A 19,551-nucleotide genomic window follows, 5' to 3' on the forward strand; every position below is an offset into this window, starting at 1 on the left:
AAAAATAAACCTGTATGAATGTATTGGTCAATGGGATAAAACGATACATCTTTTTTGCAAACGGTATAACTTTCTTAAAAAAGGTACGACTTTGTTTCAAAGCTACAATAAAGTCTCAAATAAGTGAAAATGTACTAATCAAACTATAACGATTTTACAGGTACACATATTTCGCAATAATCGTTGTTAATCATATCACTCGTGTATCTTTCTAAAATCGGTTTGTTGTCAATTTGATATCCACTATTGTGTAAAGCTGGAAAAATTTCAGCCCATGCTTTTTGAATATCTTCCGCTGTATGTTTGACTTTGAAAATAACATACTTTCCACCAGAAAGTTCACTTTCGCAAATTGAATTATCAATTTGATAATCCTTTGAAATCACAATACAAGCATCATATCTACAGTTTTCAGGAAGTGTTGTTTCAGGGTTATCTTGTGGAATTCCAAGTATTATTGCCGATTTAACAAGATTTTTCTCCTCAGCCCATTTCTTTAACTTTTCCATTGCTTGAATGTTAGCAGGACCATATGGACCAACTTGTCGTACATATGCAATGCGATATTTTGGAAGAGTTTCGACTTTAATATTCATAGTATCTGTTTCCTTTCTCTATTAATGGTTACTACATTTCAAATGCTATTATGATATAAAAATATAATCAATTATTTTTTTAAAAATTGAGAATTTTCGTACTCAATAAACGAGAGTTTTTCTTAAAAAGGACCTATTAATTACTCAAATCTCTAAGTCCATTAAAATTTAAAAATCCCTACTTTTTCATTAAAAGTAGGGATTTTTCTTGTGTTAATTTATAAAGAGGGAAGATTATTGGCGAATTCTGGATTTAGTTCTTCAAACTTATGACTATAGTGTCTTTTGTCATTGAAACCCACAAAATGAATACCGTTACAAGGTTCTATATTTCCATCTACAATATTTGAGTCAACGAAACTCAAGTGCTTTAATTTTAGAAGTTCTTTAACAAATTGCAAATTTTGTATGTCTCCGCAACTAGCGAAGATAAGAGTTTCTAACTCTTTTAAACAAGAAACATAGCTGTGATTTTTTATCTTGCTGCAATTGCCAAACTCAAGCCACTTCAAGGTTGATGAATTTTTTTCAATTTCATCAATATACTCTATATTCCTTAAATAATTGATTTCTAACTTAGTTAGTTTAGGAAATGCACCGCATCCTTTTAGTGAATCAATATTTCCTTGCGTTATCGTTAATTTTTCAAGGTTCGTTAGTGAGGCCAGCTCTTCAAGATTTTTTTGTTTTGGTTTGTATTTCCAAATTAAAAGCTCTCTTAGATTAGGACAGCATTCGAATCCTGTAATATTTTTGTTCCATTGGATATAGAGGGTTTCTAAATTTGTAAAACTCTCCAGTTCCGCTAAATTAATAGGTACTGCTAGTTCATCTAGTGATAAAGATTTTAAGTTTTTTAATCTGTATAGTCCTGAAAAATCCGTAATATATGAGCTTCCAATGGATAATTTCTCTATTTGAGGACAGTCCTTGAGAAAATTAATGTGTGTCGGTTCATATCTAAGGCTGTTAATATAAACGCTTTTGAAGTTATGTGTATTAATGAAATCAACGTATTCATTGATTCTGCTCCCGTGAATTTGAACAGTACCATCGATCACTAAAAAATTATTTTTCTTCATTTTTAACCAACCTTTGTATGTGATTCATTTAAATACATTTTATCAAAGAAGTTGAATTTCAACAGATTTTCTTTAATACATTCTTAATAAGAAATCTGTAATGTGATGTGTAGTGATTGCAAAGAAAAGGGGATTTAATATAAAAAAGAGGGCTAAAACTATTGAAAGGGTACAGTCGACAAAACGCGAATTTTGTACGCTAAGCGATTTTTTATATAGAAAAAGCCAATTTCCTGTACGAAAAGGAAGGATTGGCTTTTTCATTTATTTAACTATTGATTCCCGTTAGTCATTCATGTCACACCTGGAAGCATGGATGACTAACGGGAAATTTTAAGAGTTTATTTTTTGTCCATTCTTAAACTCTTCAGAAAAAATGGTAGTAAATAAAACCATTTCTTTTGAAGTGCGACGTGCTTTATCAAGTTTTCACTTACAAGCAGGAATTACATACTTACCAAATAAGTCTAAGGATGAAAGCACTTTAGGATGTTCTAATCCACCAAAATTCATTACTGCCATAAAGTTTGTAACACCTATTTCACGGTAAGACTGAATTTGTTTAATAACTTCATCAGGACTCCCGATTACTGGATTAAAACTCTCTTTAAGAACCTCATATGAGATATTTTTCCCATGCGGGGTATTCATAAATAATTGATAAGGACCTTTTGCGTTTGATTCAGCTTCTGCAGATGTTTCACCAACATGAACATGGAAGGCAACGGGGATTTCTAATTGATCTGGATTACCATGTCCTGATTTTTGATACACATTTTTGTATGTATCAATAAGCTTTGCTAATTCATCTCGTGATTTGCTAAATCCAAGCCCCATGAAATTGCTTCCCATACTGGCGACATGAGTAGCACCATTTTCACTAGAGGTTGCAATCCAGTGAGGGGGAAACGGAGCTTGAATTGGCTGGACACTAAGCTTGATTTCTTTATATTGAAAAAAGTCCCCTTGATGAGAAAAAGGCTTACCTGACCATGCTTTCTGTAACACTTCTAGAGACTCGTTAAATCGCTGAGCTTTATCCTCTAATGAAATATTATAACCATCAAATTCTTTCTGATTATATCCACTACCTAATCCCAAATCTAATCTTCCGTTTGATAAAAGATCAACAACCGCATAATCTTCAGCAATTCGTAAAGGATTATGTAATGGAAGTACCGAAACACCCACGCCAAGACGGATTCTATTCGTTCTTTGAGATACCGCAGCGAGCATAACTGCTGGAGAGGGGTTGATGCCAAAATCTGAGAAATGATGCTCTGTAAACCATACACCATCAAAATTCATTTCTTCAGCCCGAACAGATTGTTCCAATACCTCGTTGAAGAATTGTTGGGGTGTTCGGGATGATTGATTTGGGTAATGGTCAAATATCGTTAATGTACTAAATTTCATTTCATAGCGCTCCTGATAATTGTATTTAACTTCTTTACTTCACGGATAGATTACAAAAACTTAAGATGATACTGTACTTAAAAATAATCATTCTAGTTTTCCGAATCATTCCACTGACGACTCATTTCTAAACCATAATCCATGTCGTAAACTTCTTTTATAGCTTTAACCTTTTCAAGGCTCTCTTGGCTAAACATGGGTTTGTTTTCAAAAGCATGAAGAACAATTCTTTCAAGAAGAACACCTAGTGAAATATCGTGATACTCTGCCATTGCTTTTAAAACTTTTACCATTCTTTTTTCCATTCTCATGCCAGTTTGTACACGTTCAACTTTAATTTTTTGATCTTTTCCACTTGCTTGTTCGTTATGTTGTTTCATAATTCCACATCCTTTTTGCTCAAAATCACCATTTTGTTATTTTTGTACCGATGTACCATTATAACAGTGTTGGGCATATTGTCAATTATGTTATTTTATTAGAGCTTTAAAAGAAAAAACAGTAAATGTCCTAGTTAAACAGGACATTTACTGTTTTTAGTTGGAAAAGTGTTTTTTCTTTTCTTCAAGTCTGCCAGTTAATTCGTTAAAATTTTGAACTACATCTGGCATCGATAATTGCTTTGCTAATGAATACCCTTTTTGAATGGATTTAGAGGCTTCTTCCAATAAATTTGCTTTTATTTGAGCATCCGCAAGACAATACCAATAAAACCAGGCATCCAGTTCTGAAATTTTATCGTTATAGAATTTTTCAATGGCAGGGTAGTATTGGGAATATAATTCAGCATCAAAAGTCAATTTTTTACCGTTCCATTTTAATACATCTACAAGGTAGCTATCAGCAAGGTACCACTGCCGAACTGCTAAGCCTATCTTTTGATTTCCGTACAAAATATCCATCTTATGATAAGGAACATCTGCAATCTTTTTGAATGAGTTATCATTCCATTGGAAAACTTCAAGTTTATTTCCTGCTGCTGCACCAATCGTAACACCAAATAAATATTCTTTTATACCATCACCAGTAATATCAGCTAAACCTGAAAACTCCAAACCAACGCCTTGAGTTTTTGTCTCCCGAATTTTTTGCCAATTATTATGCGCTCTCTTTAAAACTATTACTCCAAACTGAGAGGGAGAGGGTTGTTCTTTTGCTTTAATTTGAAAAGTAACGATTATTTCTTTCTGCCCATCCTGGTTGAAGTCGTAGAGTTGAATTGGCTTGTAGAAAAAGGATTTTCAGGGCTTACAAGTAGCGAATTTGACGGTTTAAACTCCTTAACAATTTTCATGAGATTTTCTTTCTGATTCTCGTTAGCAAAAATAAGCATTGAAGAAGAGTTTAAAATCCTTAATGAGAGTAAGATAATGAGCATTATTTTCATTTCAATATATCCCCTTCAGGGTGGTATCAAAGGTTATAATTCCCTGACATTACTTTGTATATTATGGATATATAAATTTACCTTAGTATTGGGATAACGCTGTGGGATCTTATTCCTTTAGTATTGATAAAACCCTTGGGAATTGAACAATTTATCGTTTTCTTATGCTACTTATTTAATTTTCTGTACATTTGTACCTATCGGAATAGAATCACTAGTTAATCTCTGACCGAATACCAATTTCCATTGATTTGATTCCTTAAACATAGGAATCGTTTCTGAAATCTTATAGTTACCAAAGTCTTGTTCTAGTTTAACTAAAGCCAAACTCTTTCCAACAACTGTTAACTGCTTAAGCTCTGTTTTTGTAGAATCCTTACTTAAACGTATGAAGTGTTGCTTTACTTGTTCATTACTATAAGGAGAAGCAATATACAGATGTGTCAATAAATCATCTATTTTTCCCGATTCTATAGCCTTAATACAATTTTGAATAACTTTTTGAGCCTCGTTTTCTACCGTGGCTGCTTTATGTAGGGAATTGGTCTCTGTATAACCTTGAGGTGGAATTCCTCTTATGATTTTCCAATGGTTATTTTCTTTGTAAACAGGAGTTGTGCTAATCACAACCCTATCTTTCAAATGTATCTCAGTAGAAATAATAACAAGTGAATGATTAATCACTTTTGCATCAGTAATTGAAGCGTTAAGCAAAGGATGCTGCTTATTGAACTGTGTATATAATTCTTTGAGATTTGTTATATCAGGTATATATGTAGAATACTTTATCATCTGTTCGACATTTCCTGATTTCTGAGCAGAGAAGAAATTGCTCACGGCTTGACGTGCTTCTTGTTCAACTGGATTATTTGTACTAGCAGCAGCGGATACAGTTTTTATATATGAGGGAGTAGAGGGCAATAAAAAATCGCCTCCAGTGAACAAAGTGAATGCTATTCCGCTAGCAATAATGTTTTTACATAAAGTCTTCATATCATAAACCTCACTTTTCTGTTTTTAACTAATCTCTAAGCTAGTGTGAGGAAAGGGATATAACTTTATGTATCATAAAGAAATTGACATATAGCCATTTGTAATCAGTGTTATCGATATTTGAAGTTAAAATTCCTTACCTTATAAAATATACATTTATTTGTATATGCATTTTTGTTTCTACATAAGTATGTAAGAATAATTACTTGTCTCGTTGGGTTGTTTTTGCAAGGGGTTGCATATAAAATCTTTCCAATTGAAACGTTTCACCCAACTTTATCATCATTAGCTCGTTGTATAATTAATACCTTTCTTAAATTTGTTGATAATATTAAAATGCTACTGTAAAATTATACTAGTTCCCAATTTATGCAAACGCTTTCGTTAAAAAGAATGATAGCTTAATCTACAATCAATTCTCATTTTATAGGAGGTAGGTGTAATAGGGTGAAGGGATTTATTTAATTGTTGTAATACTTCAGATGTATAACGGCTCATATTTGGAAAAGGGGAAGTAGGGGAATTGTAAATGATTGAAGTAAAAAATGTTACTAAGAGCTATAAGATTTTAGAGAGGAAGCCAGGCTTAATAGGTGCAATAAAAGCTTTAATAAAACGTAAATATTATGATAAGCAAGCGGTAAAACCAATTTCTTTTTCTGTTGAAAAAGGGGAAATGGTCGGATATATCGGATTCAACGGTGCTGGAAAGTCGACCACTATTAAGATGCTGTGTGGAATTTTAACTCCAGATACTGGTGAAATTAAGGTAAATGGAATTATTCCATACAAAAATAGACAGGAAAATGCTAAAAATATTGGAGCTGTTTTTGGACAACGCACACAACTTGCTTGGGATATACCGGTGCGAGAGTCTTTTGAACTATTAAAACATGTTTATGAGATTCCAGAAACAAAATATCAGGAAATGTTGCATTTATTTGAGGATGTATTGGATCTAGGGACTTTAATGCCATTACCTGTTCGACAGTTATCACTCGGACAAAAAATGCGTTGTGAGTTGGCTGCTGCTTTTCTTCATCAACCTTCTGTTGTGTTCTTAGATGAACCTACAATTGGTCTAGATATTGATGTAAAGGCGAAAATACGTAGTTTTATTAAGGAAATGAATAAGAAATTGGACGCAACAGTTGTATTAACTACACATGATATGCAGGATATAGAAGAGCTTTGTGAGCGAATTATTATTATTGATAAAGGGTTTATTATTTATGATGGGGACTTACAAGATCTTAAAGATCGTTTTTCTTATAACCGCATTCTATCTTTAGAATTAGAAGAGCACGCAATGTTTGAGATTCCTGTATCAATACAAAATTACATAGCGATACAGAAGAGTGAAGCAGAAAATACTTCTCACGTAGAACTAAGTTTTCACACAAAGTATGTTTCATCGGAATTTGTGCTTTCAGAACTAGCAAGGCACAATAAAATATCAGACTTGACGATTTCAAATCCTAAATTGGAGACAATTATTAAAGATCTTTATCAGCATGGAGGTGAGGAATCCCTTGAGGAAATATTGGGAAATGCTTAAAGTACAGATAAAGCTAGATGCTTCTTATGCAGCATGGTATTGGGCTGGTACATTTGCAATTATCGTTAAATTATGTACGTTATATTATTTTTGGACTGCTGTTTATGAGAATAAACAGACTGTTGGAGCACTTTCACTAACTAATATGCTAACTTATATGGTGATTGCTTTATTATTGGAACAATATGTATCAGGGGTTGGGGACAATTTAGCGAGAATGATTAAACAAGGTGACATAGCGCTGGAACTTATGAAGCCGTACCATTTATTAGACAAACTGGTAGCTATGGATATAGGACAAAAAATTTCTAATTCTATTCGGACAACGTTTCCTATGTTACTGTTTTCCATTTGGTTTATAGGGATAGAACTACCACAATCATTAGAGTCTTTTGGATTATTTATCATCAGTGTAATATTAGGTATTTTAATCGGGACACAATTAGACCTTATTATTGGTATATTAGCATTCTGGACTATCAACGTATGGGGACTTCGCCTTCTGCGAGACTCCATTATTCAGTTCTGTTCTGGTGCACTCGTCCCATTATCGCTTTATCCACACTGGTTTCAAGAGATTAGTATATTTTTACCATTCCAGTCTATGGTCTATATACCTGTTTCTATTTATACAGGCTCTATTTCAGGTTCTGCGGCTTACATGGCCATTGCGACACAATTTATATGGTTTATGCTCATTGCAGTTCTTGCCCGATTCTTATGGGCTCTCGCAATTCGGAAAATCACAATATTTGGGGGGTGAGTGCCGTGTTGCACACTCTTAAACGGTACGCATTCTTGTACACTGTCTATTTTAAACAGCATTTAAAAGTTATGATGGAGTATAAAGTAGACTTTCTCATAGGAATTTCGTCTGTTTTTATTCAACAATTTGCCTCAATCTTTTTTATAAAAGTGGTATTTGATCATATTGAAACTTTAAAGGGATGGAATTTTTATCAAATCCTCTTAATCTATGGCATTGCCTTTGCAGGAAGGGCAATTCATCATATTTTCTTTGATAATTTATGGACAATTGGGTGGCAATACATTCGGACAGGAAATTTAGACCGCCTGCTGATTCGTCCGATTAACCCGCTATTTCAAATTGTAGCAGAGCGTGTTCAACAAGATGGATTTGGCCAACTCATCATAGGGGGAATTATTCTTTCTTATTCTACTAGTCATCTAAATATTTCTATGACTATAGGAAATGTACTAATGCTTCTTGTCATGATTATATCCAGTGGGTTTATCTTTGTTGCATTAAATCTGTTTTTTATTACGTTTTCCTTTTGGATGACAGATAGTCTTCCTGTTGTATCAGCGGTATTTAGTTTAAGCGATTTTTCACGTTATCCAATTACTATCTATAATAAAGTTATAGCATTTATTTTAACATTTATTATTCCATATAGTTTTACATCCTTTTACCCAGCTGCCTTTTTCTTCGATAAGGGGTATAAATGGGTTTCTTTGTGTACACCACTCGTCGCTATAATACTATGTTTCATTGCTTATCGTTTTTGGAAATATGGATTAAGTGTATTTACTAGTACAGGAAGTTAATTTTATTGAGCTATTAATTCCTGTTAGTCATGTGTGTCGGCCTCACAGCATGGATGACTAACAGGAAATTTTGAGGGTTTATTTGTTTGTCCACTCTTAAACTCTTCAGAAAAAATGGCAGTAAATAAAATCATCTTTTTTGAAGTGCGATGTGTTTTATCAAATTTGGAAAATGATGTAATTCCCCATGATACTGGCGAAATTGTTCAGCATTATTGGATAGAACTATGATTTAGCAGATTTTCAAAAATCATACTTGAAATCGTATCGAAACTGGATGATAACTAAAAGAAAAATTGGAGTAAGGAATCACTTCGAAAAAGTCTAACTTTTGGAGTTCAGTACAAATTGCACCTCTTTTTGTCATTGGATGGATAAGAAATGATTCGCTTTTTTACTTTCAATAATATGCGTTATATCAACTTTGTATATATGGTATTCATACCTAAATAGATGATAAAAAGCTCTCTAGTTTTAAGGAGAGCTTTTTATCATTTACTTTTGATCGAACACAAATATTTCTTTATATTTTCTTGCTTTTATCGTTTTACCATCAGAGAATGTCTTAGGTAGCTCTTCCTCCCATGTAATGATAACGGTAATACTCTTTGCTTTTACTGACACAGGAAAATTAGAAAAATGGCATTCATTATTTGGAACTGTTCTTTCAGTTTCCGGTGCGTCCATGTTTGCCCGCAAAGTTTTGGAATCGTTAAAGTTACTGTATATATCTACATCTAAATTATAAGCATTTTTCCCCATGTTCTTCACATCTAGACTATATGTATTAAATACACCTGGTTTTGGTTTTGAAAGCCTTGGCTCATCGTCAGATTTATTAATTTTTAAATACCAACGTTCAGAGGACTTTGAAATAGGCAGATTATTAAATGAGGAAGCTTTCGCTAATATATTGCTATTAAATATAAAACACATCATACAAAAAAGAACAAATGTTATTTTTCGCATACTATAACCTCCAAAGTACAAGATTTCATCGTATTTATCATTTTCTTAAATACAAGGTAATATGTACTGAGGAATTAGTAATAAAATATGTGGGAATTGATAGCAGCTTTCGATAACAACGATTATTTGAAAGGTGAGTAATCCGTAATGTTTTCTTTTATTTAGTAGGGAGGAGCTGAATTATTTAATAACAAGAAGGCTTGTCCGTAATCATATTAGCAATGTAATGTGTAGTGATTACAAAGAAAAGAAGTGCGTTTCGCGCTTCTTTTTGAGGTCTCGCCAACAAAACGTGGATTTTATACGCTAAGGATATGCAGGATTTCATGCAGGCTACGAGAACGGTTTGAACTGCCAAATGCTGTTGTGACAGGGATGTATGAAATCTTGCATACAGCGGAAGGGGAACGGAAGGCTGACAAACTATTGGTATGAATGGCTTTCTAGGATTTGGTTACTGCTGATAATGAGACGTTATGTTAAGTAGATATGTATATATTATTCATAAAAAATTAATCATTCCTTCTTTTAATTGATTTCATAAAGTTTTTTACACATAATTGTAACTAAAGGGGATGATTCCAAGTTGAGTAAACAGAATATTAGCACAACAGTTTCAGGAGATTTAATTGTTACCCATCTGATTGGCAAGATTAAAACAGATGATGTTAACGAATGGTTTAAAGGATTCGAGAAAGTTTGTCAGCAATTCATTTCCGAAGGTCGGAAATACAAATTGTTGATAGATAGAAAAGGGTACACTCCAGATCATTTTTCAGTTCAAAAAGCATGGAAAGATAAGTTTTTCAATGAAAACATTTTGAATCATAGTAAAGCAATTGCGTTTCTCCTTGAGGAAGGAGAGATAATGAATTATTTACAACAGTCCAATACAAAAGAATCTGTAAATTTTTTTGATAATTATGAACAAGCATTAATTTGGTTGAATGAATATCCAATATAAAACCTTTAGGACTAGCATTTAGCTAATCCTTTTTTTGTTGAAATCGAAACTACCGATAACGATAATTATGTAAATGAATTGTCCATATGGGCAGCTTATTGTATTTTTTGCTTAGCGTGGTTTTTTTCCAAAATGCTGGCGGTACCCCATTAAGGAATTCACTAAAGGTCAAGATCGACTACAAGAGATTTTTAAATATAATCGTTATGTTGATGAAAGAGGGGATTAATGTGGCATTGATAGTTCCGAAATGCGTCTACTGTAAGGAAGATATTAAAAAGGACGAACAAGCATTAGTAATCGTACCCTATCCTAAGAGAAAAGGATTTACAGAAATTAAAGCCTATTTAAATTTGGAGGGGAAATTTATTTGCGAGAACTGTAAAGACAAACTTAATATATAATCAAGGCTGTTTTTAATGATTTTCTTATTGAAATTTCGGGACGCTATCCCTGAATGAAATAAAAGATATACGGAAGAGTCAAAAGGGGAAATATCTCATATTATAAATATGGGAGAGGGTTTTGAAACCAGAAGATCCGTACTGGTAAAAACCACACTCCGCTGGGATTTAGGAGTCAAAATGGGCATACCTCTAGATAATTAGAAAAGTAGAAGTTTACAAATTTGAATAATCCAGTACACAACTTGCGCGCCTGTCAGCAACAACGCAGCAATTGTTTGTGGATTGATTTGTTTCTTCTTAGGAGGCGTCTGTTTTGTCTCTTTTTTTTGATTAAGAGATTCGTTTCTTTTTTATTTGCTAAATTATCAACATTATTCTTTAACAGAGCCAATAGCAAAAAGGCTTGTCCGTAATCATATTAACAATGTGATGTGAAAACTAAGAGATAAGAGATGCATGTTCAAAAATTTCTCCGCATGCAAAATAGGTACAGTGGGAAGAAGTATTAAAAACTAACTAATAAAAACAAGAACCCTAACTTATTTATAGTTAGGGTTCTTATTCTTCTACAAGGATAGAAAAATTTAATATTTTACTAGCTATTTCTTAAATCGAAACGGAACAGTTGAAACGATAACATTCTTTTTATATAAAAGGTATACCCTTAATAAAACACTTGATTGGTTGTGTAAGATGTTATGCCAACTTTTTTTGGTTATAAATTGCGGAATGAGCACAGTAACTGACTGATGATTTTCCTGTGCTTTATCTTGAATCATAGCTACTAATTTTGTAAGAGGTCTCATTAAGCTTCTGTAAGAAGAAACCACTGTAATAAGGCGAACACCTGGTTTCCATTCTTTCCATTTTTGTTGCATTTTTATTTCACTTTCTTTGTCGAAGGCTACATATACGGCGATGACAGTATCACCAATAGCCTCGGCATAATTAATCGATTGTTCGACTACTTTTGTGATTCCTGCAACGGGTACGATGACAATGTTTCCTTCAAATTTGTGAGAAACTGCATTTGGATCGATACGTAGTTGTTCTCCAACGGAATCGTAATGTTTATAAATACGATGACAGGTGTACACAATAATTGGCAGGAATATAACGACAGACCATACTTGTGTAAACTTTGTGATAAAGAAAATCAGTAATACAGATAGTGAAATAAGCGCCCCTACTAGATTTGTTAGTAATTTAGGTAACCATCCTTTTGGCTTTTCGCGTAACCATTTTACAATCATTCCTGTTTGCGACAAGGTGAAAGGAAGGAATACACCAACTGCATATAGCGGGATTAGTTGCTCTGTTTTTCCTTGAAACGCAATTATTAAAATAATAGAAGCGATTCCTAGTGTCAAAATTCCATTTGAATATCCTAAGCGATCACCGCGCATTAAAAACATGCGAGGCATGTATTTATCTGATGCTAGGTTGAAAGCTAATAATGGGAATGCTGAGAATCCTGTATTAGCAGCTAATACTAAAATAAGTGCTGTTGTTCCTTGTATAAAGTAGTAAACATAATTTCTTCCGAATACATCTGATGCAATTTGAGATACAACAGTTTCAGTAGGCTTCGGAGCAATACCGTACCAAAATGCCAAAATAGTGATTCCGGTAAATAAGACTGCTAGAATTGTTCCCATCATAACTAATGTTTTGGCCGCATTTTTAGCAGCGGGTTCTTTAAAATTAGGAATAGCATTTGAAATAGCCTCTACACCTGTTAATGCAGAACATCCAGATGAGAATGCTTTTAATAAAAAGAATAATGTAACTCCCGGTACAGCAGTACCAATAGGTGTATGTAGGGTTGCTGGCGCTTGTCCAGTTACGATTTTAAACACTCCAACAGTAATTAATAAAATGAGTGCTAATACGAAGAGATAGACAGGATAAGCTAGAATAGAAGCGGATTCTGTTACTCCTCTAAGATTCAGGATTGTAATGAAAATAACAAGTATGACCGCGATTGGAACGGTATACTGATGTAAAGCCGGAAACGCAGATGTAATCGCATCTGTTCCCGCTGATACACTTACAGCTACGGTAAGGATATAATCTACCAATAAGGATCCGCCAGCAACGAGTCCGGCATTTATACCTAAATTTGTCTTAGAAACAACGTAAGCTCCTCCTCCATGCGGATAGGCAAAAATAATCTGTCTGTACGATAAAATAAGTGCGGTTAATAAAATAAGAACCCCGATTGCAATTGGAATAGAGTACCAAAAGGCAATCGATCCAAGTGCTGCAAGAACAATTAAAATCTGTTCCGTTCCATACGCAACAGAAGAAAGAGCATCAGATGAAAGAATAGCCAATGCCTTTAGCTTATTTAATTTTTGTTCGCCTAAGGCGTTTGATTTAAGGGGTCTACCAATTAAAAACCTTTTGAACGATGAAAACATGGATGCACCACCAATATATAAATTTTCCAATGAACAGAATATCACAATTGATAGCGAGTGAATAGATATTTTTATTATGAATTCTTTATCCTTTAATAATAAATTGACAAAACAGTGACAGAATCACTTTTTTACTACATAAAAAGAATGGATATAGACAAGAGAGAAGGGAAGGGGTTAAGTCATTTTTCTTTGTATTGGGAAGCTGATGAATGATTGTTTAGTAATTAAAAATAAAGTTCAAAAAAACTCTTTTTCTATCATTTATTCGGTAATGCAAGTTAATGTTTGTATTGTATTTTTAAGAAACAAAATTCTCTTAACACAGATAATTCCAATGAAGTTTTTTTGATTACTTTGTAAAAGCTATAAACAAAGTATCAAAGATATATTACTTAAAGTATATATAGCATGTGATACGTGTTGGTATTCTTTAATGAGATATGTATACACAAAATACTGAAAATTATGTTAAAATAATGTTGGTTATTTAAAAAGGGGGCTTAAATTATGAAAAAAGATCATCTTGCAAAAGTAGATTTAACCAAAAAAATTGAATCGAAACAAAAATATAATAAGAAGCTTGAAAAATATCAAATGCGTTTACTAGCGTTGCAGCAGATTTTACGAGAAGAAAAAATAGCCGTTATTTTGGCCATGGAAGGATGGGATGCTGCCGGCAAGGGAGGAGCAATTAAACGAATTACCGAGCACCTTGATCCGCGCGGCTTGCAAGTAAATCCAATTGGTGCACCTGCTCCTCATGAAAAACGTTATCATTATCTGCAACGATTTTGGCGGAAAATCCCGCAATATGGCCAAATCACTATTTTCGATCGCTCTTGGTACGGTCGTGTATTGGTTGAACGTGTAGAGGGTTTTGCTACAAAAGAAGAGTGGACTAGAGCATACGATGAAATCAATGATTTTGAAAAACTATTAACAGATGATCATTACATAGTAGCGAAATTTTTCTATCACATTAGCAAAGATGAACAGTTAGCGCGATTTAAAGAGCGAGAGCAAAATCCTCTTAAGAAATGGAAAATTACAGATGAAGATTGGCGCAATCGTGAAAAGTGGGATGAATATGTCGAGGCAATGGAAGATATGTTCGAAAAAACAGATAAACCGAATGCAAGGTGGAATATTATACCTGGAAATGATAAATTGTATGCGCGTGTAAAAACATTGAAAGTGATAATTTCATTAATTGAGGACTATTTCTCAGAACATGGCATAGAACTGCCATCATACTATCATGAAATGAAAGAAGAAAAGCAAGAGGACATTGAAGAAGAGCATAAGATATAAGTGTGGGCGAAGTGCTTGTTGAAACCAAGGCGTTTTCTTTCGTTTGTTATAGGAAAAGACGTATGCGCAAAAAATGATGAATAAGATAGAAAAATAACGATTTTCTTTATGCTAATAAATGGAGTTTATTCTTGTGTCAGTTATATAACTGTGCTAAAATTTATGTAACTTTTAATGAACGGAGGGGTCTCCTTTGATCTTAATCAGATTACGTCTCAATACTTTGTGCCGATAATTGAATAGCGCTCAAAGGCTCTGTCTGTGTACAGAGTGAACGGGATTGGTCTGTCTCTTTAAAGGAACCCTATTAAACTTATATGTGAAAAGAGGGAGGGACGAATACACCCTCTTTTTGTTTTGCCTTTAAAAACAGAATGATACGATGCATGTATACAAACATTTCTTAGAATTGGTGTATCATGCTGGATTTGACGACCATTGAACAAGCTGGCAGCGATGCTTTTTATGTTTATTTGTCGTGCTCTCATCCGTTTATGAAAAACACAGGCAGTAGCTTGTGTTTTTTATTTTGCGCGTAATCGAAATGGAGGAATAAATATATGGAAGAATTAGTACAAAAAGCAATATTAGTCGGAGTGAATTTAAATAGTCAAAGTGATTTCGAATATTCAATGGAGGAGTTAGCGAATTTAGCGGAAGCGTGCGATGTGGAAGTGATAGGGCAAGTTACACAAAATTTACATCGTGTGAACCCATCTCATTATATTGGAACGGGTAAAATTGAAGAAGTGTCAGCGTTTGTGAAAGAAGCAGATGCAAATTTGGTAATTTTCAACGATGAGTTATCTCCTTCACAAATCCGAAATTTGGAAGCGGATATAGATTGCAAAGTGATTGACCGTACAATTTTAATTTTAGATATTTTTGCGCAACGTGCAAAGACAAAAGAAGCACAATTACAGGTTGAAGTCGCGCATTTGCAATATATGATGCCGCGTTTAATTGGTCTTCGCGAATCGCTTGGAAGACAAAGCGGCGGTGTTGGTACGAGAAACAAAGGTGTCGGGGAAAAGAAACTAGAACTTGATCGCCGTAAGATTGAAGAGCAAATTGCAGCGCTAAATAAAGAACTAGAAGCACTTACTTTGCATCGTCAAACGCAGCGTAAACAGCGTAAGAAAAATGAAATACCTGTTGTGTCGTTAGTAGGATATACGAACGCAGGTAAATCAACAACGATGAATGCGATGCTTGAAATGTTTAACGGATCTGCAGAGAAACAAGTATTTGAGAAAGATATGTTATTTGCGACGCTCGAAACAGCTGTGCGAAATATTCAATTACCAGATAACAAATCATTTTTATTAACAGATACAGTTGGGTTCGTTAGTAAATTGCCGCATCATCTTGTGAAAGCGTTCCGTTCGACGTTAGAAGAAGTAGCGGAGGCAGATTTACTTATTCATGTTGTTGATTATGCAAATCCAAATTATGAGCATCTCATTGACATTACAAATCAAACGTTAAAACAAATCGGTGTTGAAAATATTCCAACGATTTATGCTTATAATAAAGCAGATGTTATGGATATTGAAATTCCAAAGGTACAAGATAATCGTGTGTATTTGTCTGCTAAACAAAAAGTAGGTATGGATGAGCTTGTACAAATGATTCGTACACAAATTTATCAAGATTTTATACAATGTGAAATGTTAATTCCTTATGATCAAGGACAGTTAATTTCTTATTTTAACGAACATGCTCATGTTTTATCGACAGACTATGAAAATGAAGGTACGAAAATTACCGTGGAATGTAAAACGAGTGATTTTGAAAAATATAAAAAGTATGTAATACACTAAAGAGTTCCTTTGAAAGATGAAGAAAAGAGTTGCTGTATAGCAACTCTTCTTTTCGTTATCTTTTCTTTGCATATACACACGTATCTCTTAATTCAGCACCATCTACTGATACGCTGTTATTCTCTAAAATCCCCTCCAATTTGAAACCTAATTTTTCGGGTATGGCACGGCTTTTTACATTTCTTGAGTCACAGCGGATTTCCACTCGATTTGCTTGTAATTCATTAAAGGCAAAATCTATAATTCCTGTAACGGCTTCTGTCATGTATCCTTGCCCGCTAAAACAAGAATGAATCCAATAACCAATTTCAAATTTTGGAATATCCCAGTTAATACGGTGTAATCCTGAAGAAGCAATAAATTCACCTGTCTCTTTAAGAAAAACGAGTAAACGTAAATCTTCGCGTGCCAAGAATTTTACGTGAGAATCTCTAATGTTTGCTTCTACTTCTTGTTCCGTTTGTTCTTTTTGAGCAAAAGGCATCCAAGGTTTTAACACTTCCATAGACTCATTGATTGCTTTATATACTTCTTTTCCGTCTCCAGGTCTTGGCATTCGTATGAGAAGCCTTTCAGTATAAAATTCAGCAGGGAAATTTAATAATAATGGATTCATGTTAAATGCTCCTTACTTGTTCTTTTATATTATGATACTTGAATGGATGTATATGGTAAATGGTTTTCTGAATTTTAAAAACTAATAAAAAAGGGTAGTTACTAGATTTCAGTCTTTACGTGTTTTTCATACGACAGTAAGCAGAGAAGTGGAAAAAGGTAAAAAAGAGGTATAGAATAGTAAATGTTTAAAAAGTCAGAAAAATAAGCGGGTGTATGAAATATATACACAGGCTATTTTCAGCACAGGAGGAGAGGAGCGTGTAACATGCAGGTAGCACAAAAGCCGAATGCGATGACTACACCAACGATTTACCGTATTTTATTTGCGATTAGCTTCGGGCATTTTCTTAATGACTCGATGCAGGCAGTTGTGCCAGCGCTATTTCCAATTTTGGAAAAGTCGATGAATTTATCTTATATGCAGGTGGGGTGGATTGCCTTTGCTTTGAATATGACATCATCCATTATGCAGCCGATGTTTGGGATGTATTCAGATAAGAAGCCTTCCCCGTATTTACTGCCACTTGGAATGTTCTCAAGCATGCTTGGGATGATTGGACTTGCGTTTGCACCGAACTTTTTTATTGTTATTTTATCTGTTCTATTTATTGGACTTGGATCCGCTGTCTTTCATCCAGAAGGAGCACGTGTTGCTTATATGGCAGCAGGAGCAAAGAGAGGTTTAGCGCAATCAATTTATCAAGTAGGAGGAAATACCGGGAATTCGCTTGCGCCAATTTTTACGGCACTCGTATTTGTTCCGCTTGGTCAAATCGGTACTATTTGGTTTACAGGCTTTGCGGTGGTCGGAATTGTCTTATTATACTTTGTTTCTACATGGTATAAAGGGGAGTTAGAAAGCGGGGCTGTAAGAAGGAAGAAACGAGCTGCACTAGAAGCGGAAAGTCTAGTCATAAGCAGCCGGGTTAAGTTTGTGATTGTTTTACTTGTATTTTTGACGTTTGTTCGTTCATGGTACGGAGCAGGGATTGGGAACTTTTATCAATTTTATTTAATTGAACATTATGGACTATCTATTAAAAATGCACAGTTTTATGTGTTTGCTTTCATGATTGCCGGCGTGCTTGGAACGTTTTTTGGAGGACCGTTAGCAGATCGGTTTGGAAAGCGAAATATTATTGTCTTTTCCATGCTCGGTTCAGCACCTCTAGCACTGCTATTGCCGCACGTTTCGCTTATTTGGGTTGTCCCGTTATTTCTCTGTATTGGATTTATTAGTTCTAGTAGTTTTAGTGTTATCGTTGTGTATGCACAGGAGCTTGTTCCTGGAAAAGTCGGTATGGTATCTGGCTTAATTGTCGGACTCGCATTTGGACTTGGAGCACTAGGAGCGGTTGTACTTGGGAAATTGGCAGATATATATAGTCTTAACTTCATTATGCTGCTATGTAGTATGTTGCCGTTAATTGGTTTATCATCATGGTTACTGCCAAATGATCGTAAAATGATGTAGAAATGGATGGAATAGGAGCCCTGAATATGAAAATATATCATAACGTTACAGAATTAATTGGAAATACACCTGTTGTGCGTTTATCTCGCATTGTTCCGGAAGATGCGGCTGATATATATGTAAAGTTAGAGATGTTTAACCCGTCACGTAGCGTAAAGGATCGCGCAGCTTATAATTTAATTCATATGGCAGAAGAAAATGGATTCATACGACCTGGTGACACAATTATTGAACCGACAAGTGGTAATACTGGAATAGGATTGGCGATGAATGCAGCTGCGAAAGGGTATAAAGCAATTCTTATTATGCCTGATAACATGTCCAAAGAGCGTATTAACTTGCTGAAGGCATACGGAGCTGAAGTAGTACTGACACCAGCTGCTGAACGGATGCCGGGGGCAATTGCAAAAGCACTGGAATTGCAGCAGCAAATTCCAGGTAGCTTTATTCCACAGCAGTTTGAGAATAAAGCAAATCCTGAAATTCATCGCACTACAACAGCTGTTGAAATTTATGAACAAATGAACGGTGAATTAGATGCATTTGTCGCAACCGCTGGAACAGGTGGAACTATTACAGGGACAGGAGAAACATTACGAGAAAAACTTCCTGGTTTATATATTGCAGTCGTGGAACCGAAAGGATCTCCCGTTTTATCAGGTGGTGCTCCGGGTCCGCATAAATTAGTGGGAACAAGTCCAGGGTTTATCCCAAAAAACTTGAATACAGAGATTTATAATGAAATCATTCAAATTGCTGATGAAGATGCAATTGGGACAATGAGGAAGCTTGCGAAAGAAGAGGGGATTTTAGTAGGACCATCATCAGGAGCTTCTGTGTTTGCTGCGATTACGCTAGCGAAAAGACTAGGTGTTGGGAAAAAAGTGTTATGTATTGCACCGGATACAGGGGAACGGTATTTGAGCATGGGGTTATTTGAATAATTGCTATGGAGGAT

The 19,551-nt window shown here is 34.6% G+C and carries 16 protein-coding genes and 1 pseudogene; 8 read left to right on the plus strand and 9 right to left on the minus strand.

What is annotated here, in order from left to right; translation table 11 throughout:
* Positions 1 to 143 precede the first annotated feature (143 nt).
* The 6 genes from CN326_RS19095 to CN326_RS19120 all read right to left on the minus strand — a co-directional run bounded on the left by CN326_RS19095 (position 144) and on the right by CN326_RS19120 (position 5,474).
* Positions 144 to 596: an AraC family transcriptional regulator gene (locus CN326_RS19095; protein WP_098310553.1), complete on the minus strand. Its 453-nt coding sequence runs from the start codon at positions 594 to 596 to the stop codon at positions 144 to 146.
* A 218-nt stretch (positions 597 to 814) separates the two neighbouring features.
* Positions 815 to 1,678, minus strand: coding sequence for a leucine-rich repeat domain-containing protein (locus CN326_RS19100; RefSeq protein ID WP_098310554.1), 864 nt, complete (start codon positions 1,676 to 1,678; stop codon positions 815 to 817).
* A gap of 429 nt (positions 1,679 to 2,107) precedes the next feature.
* Positions 2,108 to 3,094, minus strand: coding sequence for an LLM class flavin-dependent oxidoreductase (locus CN326_RS19105; RefSeq protein ID WP_098310555.1), 987 nt, complete (start codon positions 3,092 to 3,094; stop codon positions 2,108 to 2,110).
* A gap of 92 nt (positions 3,095 to 3,186) precedes the next feature.
* Positions 3,187 to 3,474 (minus strand): hypothetical protein, encoded by a 288-nt coding sequence (locus tag CN326_RS19110; RefSeq protein WP_098310556.1) that lies wholly within the window; start codon positions 3,472 to 3,474, stop codon positions 3,187 to 3,189.
* A gap of 156 nt (positions 3,475 to 3,630) precedes the next feature.
* Positions 3,631 to 4,149, minus strand: a complete 519-nt coding sequence (locus CN326_RS25240) for a hypothetical protein (protein WP_255258167.1) — start codon at positions 4,147 to 4,149, stop codon at positions 3,631 to 3,633.
* A gap of 503 nt (positions 4,150 to 4,652) precedes the next feature.
* Positions 4,653 to 5,474: a hypothetical protein gene (locus CN326_RS19120; protein WP_098310557.1), complete on the minus strand. Its 822-nt coding sequence runs from the start codon at positions 5,472 to 5,474 to the stop codon at positions 4,653 to 4,655.
* A gap of 529 nt (positions 5,475 to 6,003) precedes the next feature.
* Here CN326_RS19120 and CN326_RS19125 point away from each other — a divergent pair.
* The 3 genes from CN326_RS19125 to CN326_RS19135 are packed head-to-tail and all read left to right on the plus strand — an operon-like array spanning position 6,004 to position 8,601.
* Positions 6,004 to 7,032 carry an ABC transporter ATP-binding protein gene (locus CN326_RS19125; RefSeq protein ID WP_098310558.1) on the plus strand — a complete coding sequence of 343 codons (1,029 nt, stop codon included), beginning with the start codon at positions 6,004 to 6,006 and terminating at the stop codon, positions 7,030 to 7,032.
* Positions 7,025 to 7,795 (plus strand): ABC transporter permease, encoded by a 771-nt coding sequence (locus CN326_RS19130; protein WP_255258168.1) that lies wholly within the window; start codon positions 7,025 to 7,027, stop codon positions 7,793 to 7,795. The genes CN326_RS19125 and CN326_RS19130 overlap by 8 nt, the downstream gene beginning before the upstream one ends.
* A 5-nt stretch (positions 7,796 to 7,800) precedes the next feature.
* Positions 7,801 to 8,601 (plus strand): ABC transporter permease, encoded by an 801-nt coding sequence (locus CN326_RS19135; protein WP_098310560.1) that lies wholly within the window; start codon positions 7,801 to 7,803, stop codon positions 8,599 to 8,601.
* Positions 8,602 to 9,096: 495 nt separating this feature from the next.
* On the opposite strand, the gene CN326_RS19140 is transcribed toward CN326_RS19135, so the two are convergent.
* Positions 9,097 to 9,570 (minus strand): hypothetical protein, encoded by a 474-nt coding sequence (locus CN326_RS19140; protein WP_098310561.1) that lies wholly within the window; start codon positions 9,568 to 9,570, stop codon positions 9,097 to 9,099.
* A 531-nt stretch (positions 9,571 to 10,101) separates the two neighbouring features.
* Between CN326_RS19140 and CN326_RS19145 the strand changes: the two are divergent.
* Positions 10,102 to 10,534 (plus strand): annotated as a pseudogene (locus CN326_RS19145) (STAS/SEC14 domain-containing protein).
* Between the two features lie 1,006 nt (positions 10,535 to 11,540).
* On the opposite strand, the gene CN326_RS19155 reads toward CN326_RS19145, so the two are convergent.
* Complete coding sequence (locus CN326_RS19155; protein WP_098310564.1) at positions 11,541 to 13,364, minus strand: APC family permease; 1,824 nt, start codon at positions 13,362 to 13,364, stop codon at positions 11,541 to 11,543.
* 510 nt (positions 13,365 to 13,874) lie between these two features.
* Between CN326_RS19155 and CN326_RS19160 the strand changes: the two genes are divergently transcribed.
* Together CN326_RS19160 and hflX are read left to right on the plus strand one after the other, a co-directional pair.
* On the plus strand, positions 13,875 to 14,678 hold the full coding sequence (locus CN326_RS19160) for a polyphosphate kinase 2 family protein (RefSeq protein WP_098310565.1): 804 nt from the start codon (positions 13,875 to 13,877) through the stop codon (positions 14,676 to 14,678).
* Positions 14,679 to 15,238: 560 nt separating this feature from the next.
* Entirely contained in the window at positions 15,239 to 16,501 is a 1,263-nt protein-coding gene (gene hflX, locus CN326_RS19165; RefSeq protein ID WP_098310566.1) for a GTPase HflX, read from the plus strand.
* A gap of 55 nt (positions 16,502 to 16,556) precedes the next feature.
* On the opposite strand, the gene CN326_RS19170 is transcribed toward hflX, so the two are convergent.
* A complete protein-coding gene (locus CN326_RS19170) occupies positions 16,557 to 17,117 on the minus strand; it encodes a GNAT family N-acetyltransferase (protein WP_098310567.1) in 561 nt (186 codons plus the stop codon).
* Positions 17,118 to 17,384: 267 nt separating this feature from the next.
* On the opposite strand from CN326_RS19170, the gene CN326_RS19175 reads away from it, so the two are divergent.
* Complete coding sequence (locus CN326_RS19175) at positions 17,385 to 18,593, plus strand: MFS transporter (RefSeq protein WP_098310568.1); 1,209 nt, start codon at positions 17,385 to 17,387, stop codon at positions 18,591 to 18,593.
* 26 nt (positions 18,594 to 18,619) lie between these two features.
* Positions 18,620 to 19,537 carry a cysteine synthase A gene (gene cysK / locus CN326_RS19180; RefSeq protein ID WP_098310569.1) on the plus strand — a complete coding sequence of 306 codons (918 nt, stop codon included), beginning with the start codon at positions 18,620 to 18,622 and terminating at the stop codon, positions 19,535 to 19,537.
* The last annotated feature ends 14 nt before the right edge of the window (positions 19,538 to 19,551 follow it).

It is taken from the genome of Bacillus sp. AFS018417 (assembly GCF_002560985.1).
Lineage (GTDB): Bacteria > Bacillota > Bacilli > Bacillales > Bacillaceae_G > Bacillus_A > Bacillus_A rhizoplanae.

What these genes read in the sequence shown, in the direction of transcription:
- CN326_RS19095 (WP_098310553.1), bottom strand. Translation starts at nt 596, where the DNA reads ATGAATATTAAAGTCGAAACTCTTCCAAAATATCGCATTGCATATGTA.
- CN326_RS19100 (WP_098310554.1), bottom strand. Translation starts at nt 1,678, where the DNA reads ATGAAGAAAAATAATTTTTTAGTGATCGATGGTACTGTTCAAATTCAC.
- CN326_RS19105 (WP_098310555.1), bottom strand. Translation starts at nt 3,094, where the DNA reads ATGAAATTTAGTACATTAACGATATTTGACCATTACCCAAATCAATCA.
- CN326_RS19110 (WP_098310556.1), bottom strand. Translation starts at nt 3,474, where the DNA reads ATGAAACAACATAACGAACAAGCAAGTGGAAAAGATCAAAAAATTAAA.
- CN326_RS19120 (WP_098310557.1), bottom strand. Translation starts at nt 5,474, where the DNA reads ATGAAGACTTTATGTAAAAACATTATTGCTAGCGGAATAGCATTCACT.
- CN326_RS19125 (WP_098310558.1), top strand. Translation starts at nt 6,004, where the DNA reads ATGATTGAAGTAAAAAATGTTACTAAGAGCTATAAGATTTTAGAGAGG.
- CN326_RS19130 (WP_255258168.1), top strand. Translation starts at nt 7,025, where the DNA reads ATGCTTAAAGTACAGATAAAGCTAGATGCTTCTTATGCAGCATGGTAT.
- CN326_RS19140 (WP_098310561.1), bottom strand. Translation starts at nt 9,570, where the DNA reads ATGCGAAAAATAACATTTGTTCTTTTTTGTATGATGTGTTTTATATTT.
- CN326_RS19155 (WP_098310564.1), bottom strand. Translation starts at nt 13,364, where the DNA reads ATGTTTTCATCGTTCAAAAGGTTTTTAATTGGTAGACCCCTTAAATCA.
- CN326_RS19160 (WP_098310565.1), top strand. Translation starts at nt 13,875, where the DNA reads ATGAAAAAAGATCATCTTGCAAAAGTAGATTTAACCAAAAAAATTGAA.
- hflX (WP_098310566.1), top strand. Translation starts at nt 15,239, where the DNA reads ATGGAAGAATTAGTACAAAAAGCAATATTAGTCGGAGTGAATTTAAAT.
- CN326_RS19170 (WP_098310567.1), bottom strand. Translation starts at nt 17,117, where the DNA reads ATGAATCCATTATTATTAAATTTCCCTGCTGAATTTTATACTGAAAGG.
- CN326_RS19175 (WP_098310568.1), top strand. Translation starts at nt 17,385, where the DNA reads ATGCAGGTAGCACAAAAGCCGAATGCGATGACTACACCAACGATTTAC.
- cysK (WP_098310569.1), top strand. Translation starts at nt 18,620, where the DNA reads ATGAAAATATATCATAACGTTACAGAATTAATTGGAAATACACCTGTT.